The 5,822-nt window shown below is 58.1% G+C and carries 6 protein-coding genes and 1 pseudogene; 3 read left to right on the top strand and 4 right to left on the bottom strand.

Features of this window, described 5'->3' with window-relative positions; translation table 11 throughout:
* Nucleotides 1-311 (bottom strand): annotated as a pseudogene (locus NCS58_RS30985) (hypothetical protein); the annotation flags it as partial.
* An 11-nt stretch (nucleotides 312-322) separates the two neighbouring features.
* Between NCS58_RS30985 and NCS58_RS30980 the strand changes: the two are divergent.
* Together NCS58_RS30980 and NCS58_RS30975 are read left to right on the top strand one after the other, a co-directional pair.
* The gene (locus tag NCS58_RS30980) at nucleotides 323-478 is read left to right on the top strand and encodes a hypothetical protein (RefSeq protein ID WP_250478122.1); all 156 of its coding nucleotides are present in this window, start codon (nucleotides 323-325) and stop codon (nucleotides 476-478) included.
* 138 nt (nucleotides 479-616) lie between these two features.
* Nucleotides 617-874: a DUF4148 domain-containing protein gene (locus NCS58_RS30975; RefSeq protein ID WP_061121555.1), complete on the top strand. Its 258-nt coding sequence runs from the start codon at nucleotides 617-619 to the stop codon at nucleotides 872-874.
* A gap of 845 nt (nucleotides 875-1,719) precedes the next feature.
* On the opposite strand, the gene NCS58_RS30970 is transcribed toward NCS58_RS30975, so the two are convergent.
* From NCS58_RS30970 to NCS58_RS30960, 3 genes are all read right to left on the bottom strand, one after another.
* The gene (locus NCS58_RS30970) at nucleotides 1,720-2,865 is read right to left on the bottom strand and encodes a Gfo/Idh/MocA family protein (RefSeq protein ID WP_250478121.1); all 1,146 of its coding nucleotides are present in this window, start codon (nucleotides 2,863-2,865) and stop codon (nucleotides 1,720-1,722) included.
* A gap of 38 nt (nucleotides 2,866-2,903) precedes the next feature.
* Entirely contained in the window at nucleotides 2,904-3,917 is a 1,014-nt protein-coding gene (locus tag NCS58_RS30965) for a Gfo/Idh/MocA family oxidoreductase (protein ID WP_250538989.1), read from the bottom strand.
* A 96-nt stretch (nucleotides 3,918-4,013) separates the two neighbouring features.
* Entirely contained in the window at nucleotides 4,014-4,418 is a 405-nt protein-coding gene (locus NCS58_RS30960; RefSeq protein ID WP_250478120.1) for a cupin domain-containing protein, read from the bottom strand.
* A gap of 374 nt (nucleotides 4,419-4,792) precedes the next feature.
* On the opposite strand from NCS58_RS30960, the gene NCS58_RS30955 reads away from it, so the two are divergent.
* The gene (locus tag NCS58_RS30955) at nucleotides 4,793-5,659 is read left to right on the top strand and encodes a hypothetical protein (RefSeq protein ID WP_250538988.1); all 867 of its coding nucleotides are present in this window, start codon (nucleotides 4,793-4,795) and stop codon (nucleotides 5,657-5,659) included.
* The last annotated feature ends 163 nt before the right edge of the window (nucleotides 5,660-5,822 follow it).

Raw genomic sequence — 5,822 nt, 5'->3', positions numbered from 1 at the left:
TCCCACACCTCGATGTCACGGTGGATCAGCGCGCGGTTCGCGTCGGTATCTTCCAGCAGATACAACACGCGGTCGTACTGCACGGTGAGCGTCTTGGTGACCCGTCGCGCTTTGCGCCACGTCAGCGCCCGCTCCAGACTCTCGTCGGCGCGCAGTGAACGCGGTACCCACAGGCCCGCTTCGGTCATCAGATGCCGCACCGTTTCCTTGGCCAGCCGGATGCCGTGGCATTGCTCGAGCTTCTCGCGCGCCAAAGTCGGGCCGAAGTCGGCGTAGCACTCTCGGATAATGCTCACGGCGCGCTGCGCCAAGGGAGCCGTCCGTGCCGCGCTTCATTGCGCTTGCCATGTCACCCCACGGCGAACTGACGCTGGCGTGCCGTACGGTGAAGCAGCTCACCAAGGAGATCGCGCGGTCGCGCACCCTCTCCTCAGATCTTCGACTGGGCGTGTCTACTGCCTTTCTGCGGTCCATCTGAAGGCGGTAGGCGCGCAGCATTGTGCTTTGCGCAATGTAGTCTTGTCCGAATTAAGGGAAAATACCTAGCTTAAGACGCATATACTTTGACGCTTCTAGCAGTACTTCGGAAGCCCCTTACGCCAAAAGTAGGTATCTGATGAAACAGATTTTCGTGACGGCTGCCTTCGCCCTGCTCGCCCCTGCTCCAATTACTTCGTTCGCTCAAACCGATGCGCCACTTACACGCGCACAAGTACGCGCCGAACTCGCCAATCTCGAACAAGCCGGCTACAACCCGCTGGCTGTTGATGTGGACTATCCGGTCAATCTGCAAAAGGCTGAAGCGCGATTGCAGGCTGAGCAAACGTCATTGCAGCGCCAGGCCGCGATTCAATCCGGCACACAGCAACACTAATGTTTACTGTTCTCTGGCCAAAGCGCCGACACCCGTCGTGTCGGTCCCCCGAATCCTGCGAGCGCCAGAAACAGGATCCCTCGCACGGGCTGCGCACCACAGCTTGAGCGACGCCTCCCGGACGCGAACTGCCGTTCGAACGCCAAGATGCCGAAAACCGCGAGCATCCCTTCCTGGCCGAGAGCACTTCGTCAGGTCGACGGGGCACGCCTCGTAGCGAGTAAGTAACGGCCAGTGGACCACCGGTGTCGATCGAATATTGAGCATCAAAGACCGCTATTAAGATAACTCTAAGTCTTTTAACGGCTCGAATTCTGCCAACAATTTCACAACGCGGTAGCGAGCGCCATCCTCCTCGCACGATCCCCGTTGTTTGACAGCAGCGTCTTGCCTTGCTCACGCTGGGGTGCTGATGCCGGCACCTGCCGGAGGAACCTGAATCGGCCTTAGCCGACGCTCGCCGTTAATCCGCCGTGCGGCTGCAGCGCGCCGCTTTGCTGTCGTTCGCAACGGGGCGCAGTCGACCATCGAACTTCCCCGATTAGCGAACGAGTCTTGCCGGACCACGACCCGCCATTCGAGGCTCGTCAACGTCCTAAAACATCAAGCTTCAGTCAATCTGATAACGCGTTGTCCGAATTGGGCTGGAGCGCCCGCGACATGACAGCGTGCATGTCTTAGCCGCAACGTCTACGGTCAACATCTGATTACCTCTGCGCTGACGTTGCGTATAGGATCGTCTTCGGCTCTGCAAGATCGAAAGGGGGCGCCTTCAGAATGACAGCGCTCCCCTAATCGCATAACTCTAGACCGACACGTACTCGGCTGTACCGCCGCCAAGCGGTTCAGAACGTCGTCTGTAAAGCCTGCGCGATTCCGGTTTCCGCTGACCGGAATGCGGCCTCAATGATTTCGATTACGTGTCGAGCATGTTCCGCGCTTGCAACGGACGGTGTCCCATCGACGACCCAGTCAACGAGCTGCATGACGTCGGCAAAGACGTGTTGCTCCGGTATGTCGCGGTGGGGCCCGGTGATGTTCGGAAGGATCCATTCGTTCCCACCAAAGCCCGCACGCATGCCATGGTCAGGCGCGGAGATCGCGATATCGCGGTTTGCGTAGTCAAATGGCTTCCCGTTGAGCAGCAAGCCGGCGATTGTTCCCCGTGTGCCGAAATAACTTCCGCTGAAATCCAGAGAATCCCGTAGTCCACCGGCCGCCGTCCCATACACAACCGCGAATAGACCGCGCCCGAAGTCCAACAACATAATCGTGTTGTCATCGCACTCGGTCACGATCGTTTTGTCTTTGAACGTTCGCTCTGGCAGACGGACGCCGGAAAGCGCAGTCACCGCCCGCGCGGGGCCGAGAATACCTGTGAGACCATGCAGAGCATAAACCGCCATATCGTATAGCGGTCCGCCTCCGGGTTTTTTGAAGTACCAGCCGGGATCGATGGGCGTCGTGCCCGGCGCATTGTCGCGCTCCGGTTCGTCTTCGTGATAATTCTCGAATGCCGCCCCACAGATTGCCCATGCGAGCGTGCCGAGGGTGCCATCTTCCACCATCCGCTTGATTGCCTGATTGTGCGGCCTGAGCATTTCGCCCGGCGAAGCAACAATTTTGAGGTCTCTTTCCTTCGCTAAAGCAATCAGCTCGTCCGCCTCGGCCGTGCTGACCGTCATGGTCTTGTTGAAGTGAACGTGTTTGCCTGCAAGCAATGCGGCCTTGCCCTGCTCAAAGTGGATTCCAATCGGCGTTGCAAGCGTCACCGCGTCAATATCCGCTTCATCGAGAAAGTGCTCATAGCTTGTAAAGGCTTGTGCGACGCCAAATTTCTCGGCCGCGCCGCGCACTCTCGATTCCACGGGATCACATAATGCCGTCAGTTGGACTCTGTGCGCGATGTCGGACTGAATCAGGTGCGGAATGACGCCTCTCAGGCTAACGGTGCCCACTCCGACGACGCCGATCTTGAGCGGTGCTCTCATATTCTTCTGCTCCTTGCATAGGTTTGAGCGATGATGCGTCACGCTTGCTCGATATCCGCACGCGCGCCCGTTCTCATTGATTCGAGCACGGCCTCCGTCGCGAACAATGCGCGCCGCGCTTCAGCAACGCCCACGGCGGGACGACGGCCAGCCTCCAGTGATTCGAAAAAATCTCTCAGTTGGAACAGGTATGCGTCCTCGTATCGCTCGAGGAAGAAATTCAATGGTCTGGCCGACGACAGACCTTGTGAACCACCGTGGAGGACGAGCGATTCGAGCTTGTTTCCCGCCTGGAGCATGCCCTGAGATCCTAGAACTTCCACACGCTGGTCGTAACCGTACGCCGACCTCCGGCTCTCAGAGATTTGAACGAGCTTCCCCGTCGCCGTTGTAAGCACGACCGCCAACGAATCGACATCGCCAGCCTGGCCGATGCGCGGGTCGATAAGACAACTGCCCGATGCAAATGCGGTGCAGAGGTCCTCGCCAAGCAACCAGCTAGCAAGATCTACATCGTGGCTGGTCATGTCGCGCACGAGGCCGCCGGATGCACGGACGAAGTCGATAGGAGGCGGCGCCACATCGCGGTTGAAGATAGTCACCTGTTCCGGGATACCGATGTCTCCAGCCAAGATCCGTTCGTAAATCCTGCGATATGTAGGGTCGTACCTGCGCATGAAACCCAGGGCAAACGGCACGCCCGACTCCTCTACGGCGCGAAGAGAAGACAAGACACGCTCGCGGTCTATGTCCACAGGTTTTTCACAGAAAATTGCCTTGCCTTCGCGGGCGAACGTCACGATCAGCTCAGCGTGCGTGTTCGTCGGCGTCGCGATGATAACCGCCGACACGTGGGTATCCGCGAGTATCTCGTCGAGCGTCGCCGGCTCTCCGCCGAAGGTCGAGGTCAACGCCTTGCAGCGGGTTTCATCAACGTCCATTACGTACCTCAGTTCCACGTCGCGCAGTTGTGCGAGCGCCCTGGCGTGAACGACTCCGATCCTACCCGCCCCTAGCAACGCGACCTGCCTCCTCGATTCGTTTAATGCCATCGGCCGCAACTCCTCCTCTATCATCGTGCTCGACTCCTTTTTCGTAGTGCCTCGATCAACGCCCTCGCACTCGCGTGGCAAGGGCAGCGAACGTCGTCACTCGGTGACGGGGACTTCTGCCAGTATTTCATCCTTGTAGCCCGGCCCGCGCGGTTCTTGGTAACTCACCGAAAACGAGAATGCGCGAACGCCCTCGTCGGTCGTGGGCCAGATGCTGTGCGGAACCCTCGGCGGAATATAGATGAGGTCGCCGGGCTTGACTTTCTTGGCTTCCTGTTCAATCTGCACGACCGCCTCACCAACGAGGATGTAATAAAACTCGTGTGTGTCGTGCGAATGAGGCGTCGCGCGCGTGTGCGGCGCGATCGTCCACTCTTCGATCGCCTCCAGATACGTTCCCTGTGTCTGCTCGAAGAGGGAGAACTTCGGGAACAGCCCCCAGACTTTCACGTTGTCATGCATCGATACCGGAACGACCGTGTTTGTAGAGCGAATATCCATTGACTTAGATCCTTTTCAGATTGATGTCTCGTGCAAATTCAGTCGGCGGCCCTCCGGGCTTCTGCCGAAATCCCCATTACGGCAAAGACCCCGCACGCCCCCTGCGTGAAGTTATGCAATCCTGGCCTCCCAGTGCGAGCAACATCACTAGGGAGCGATACGACAATCTTTGGCGGGCTTATTCATCGATAAGCGGCGAATGGAGTGCGCGTTCGTTCTCCGACGTGATCGGTGCAGCGTTGTCGCCAATAGCCACGAATCCCGAGCTGCTTGCAGGATTCGTAGAGCGGTTTCGGGATGCTACGTTGGAGCGAGCTACCTTATCGAGCGATGTTTTCAGGCAGTCCCAAGTGTGTGCAGCCCTCGCAGTTTCCATGTTGCCCTATATCGCGTCAGCGGAGGTACGGTGTTGCATTGACCGCCTGGTCAACGCTACCGGAAGGCTGCTTCTGGATGCAGGATCGGCATTGCTAAAGCATCTTCAACGGGACCCTTTCTGCTTGCTGGCAACTCGCGGAGGCGGTATCTCGGAGCTGTTTTACCTGCCGATTCGAATCTCGAAGGTGCTGGGTTGGATGGGAGCGGCGCCTGCCTTGGTCAATGACGAGAGCCGACGTCGAGAGTCGGAAGAGCTCTTTGCTTCGATCCTGCAACTGATCCTGGAGCACTATAGCGGTTCGATCGTATCGATGAGCGATGCGCAAGCGCCATATTGGGCGATCGCGCTGTCAACTGCCGCTAGACTGCGCCTCGGCGAAAACGCCGACGAACTGGCCGGCCGGATTTTCGCTTCCCTAACCGCTTGCGGAGGAAGGGTGGCGCGTTGGGATATCGCAGCCGATTCTGTATTCAATTATGTTCTAGCAAGAAGTCAGAATGCGTATGCCGGAGTACCGGAGCTGGTCGAACGGCCGAACGAAACTCTCACTGTCCTTCTTAAGGCCGCACCTCTGCTGGAACTCGACGAGGTATTTGACCATGATCTATGGAAGCTTGACGGCGTATCGTTTGCTGCCTATCTGAACCCCGTCTTCACAGAATATGGTGGCGAGACGATGAATCACGGACGAAACCTTGCTTGGGCGATCGGCCACGACGTTTTTCGCGTATCTGACCTTGTTCGATCGTGGCCAGGGGACGCACCGACTCCTCCGGACTCCACCACCGCAGCAAGCGCAGTGTTGGGTGCATTGCTTTTCCCCGATCGTACGCCGTGGTTTTGTCTCGAGCCGTCTTGCTAAGGTGAATGACCGGAAAGCGTCGTGCCACGGTCTAATCCGGATCGAGATTGGGGCGTCCGCAAAGGCCGAATCGAACCTACGCTTCAGTAAGCGACTCGGCACAACCGTTTCCCACTGCTGAATATTTCGACGCATGATGGGCGCGTTCAGCTTGACGGAGACA

This window comes from Caballeronia sp. INML3B (genome assembly GCF_023631305.1).
Taxonomy (GTDB): domain Bacteria; phylum Pseudomonadota; class Gammaproteobacteria; order Burkholderiales; family Burkholderiaceae; genus Caballeronia; species Caballeronia turbans.
This window is presented reverse-complemented; position numbering and strand designations above follow the sequence as displayed.

Excerpts from the sequence above, each read along its gene's own strand:
- NCS58_RS30975 (WP_061121555.1), top strand. The coding sequence starts at position 617 with ATGAAACAGATTTTCGTGACGGCTGCCTTCGCCCTGCTCGCCCCTGCT.
- NCS58_RS30970 (WP_250478121.1), bottom strand. The coding sequence starts at position 2,865 with ATGAGAGCACCGCTCAAGATCGGCGTCGTCGGAGTGGGCACCGTTAGC.
- NCS58_RS30965 (WP_250538989.1), bottom strand. The coding sequence starts at position 3,917 with ATGGCATTAAACGAATCGAGGAGGCAGGTCGCGTTGCTAGGGGCGGGT.
- NCS58_RS30960 (WP_250478120.1), bottom strand. The coding sequence starts at position 4,418 with ATGGATATTCGCTCTACAAACACGGTCGTTCCGGTATCGATGCATGAC.
- NCS58_RS30955 (WP_250538988.1), top strand. The coding sequence starts at position 4,793 with ATGTTGCCCTATATCGCGTCAGCGGAGGTACGGTGTTGCATTGACCGC.